The organism is Agrococcus terreus, assembly GCF_014645235.1.
Classification (GTDB): Bacteria; Actinomycetota; Actinomycetes; order Actinomycetales; family Microbacteriaceae; genus Agrococcus; species Agrococcus terreus.
In genome coordinates this window covers 1-656 of the sequence record NZ_BMLM01000008.1, presented here as the reverse complement: position 1 = coordinate 656, position 656 = coordinate 1, and the positions used below count along the sequence as shown (strand labels likewise).

1 protein-coding gene is annotated in these 656 nt (G+C 71.3%); it reads right to left on the bottom strand.

Going from position 1 to position 656, the window contains the following annotated elements:
- Positions 1-656: hypothetical protein (locus IEW90_RS13735; protein ID WP_188718887.1), on the bottom strand; the 656-nt coding region annotated here is incomplete at both ends.

Sequence of the window (656 nt, the reverse complement as noted above, 5' to 3'; positions counted from 1 at the left end):
CGACCGCGAGGATGAGGCCCGCGATCTGCAGCACCTTGAGGGCGCCGGCGACGAAGCCGTCGAGGTCGTCCCAGAAGGAGTCCTCGATCTTGCCCGCGAGCGTGTCGCCCACGTCGTTCGCCGCGGTCTCGAACGCGGTCTCCCACGAGTCGTAGTCGGCGTCGAAGCGGCGCGCCTCGTCCTCCCACGCCTCGTACGCCTGCCGCTTCGCCTCGTCCTCGTCGGCCTGCTGCTGCGCCTCGTCGCTGCCCGCCTCGGGCTGGAACCAGCCGCCCGTGCCGCGCGGCTCGACCGAGCCCGGCAGGCTCCGGAACGTCTCCCACAGAGCCTCGCAGCGCGTGACGTGCCCGTTGATCGCCGGCTGGTCGGTCGACAGCGCCACGCCATAGCGGCGCACCACCGGACCGGTCGGCGTGTACAGCTGGCCGGCCTCGGCGAGCGTGCCGTGCACGTCGCCCACGCCCTCTCGCAGCTTCACCGCCGCCTTGCCCTTGAGCCCGTCCGTGCCGTCCGCCAGGCCCTGCAGGATCGTCGCTGAGTCGGTCATCATCTTCCCGAGCGACTCGATCTCATCGCCCCGACGGATGATCGTCTGCGGGTCGCCCTCGACGGTCGCGATCCTCCGACCCTTCGGCGACGGATCCATCCACGTCATG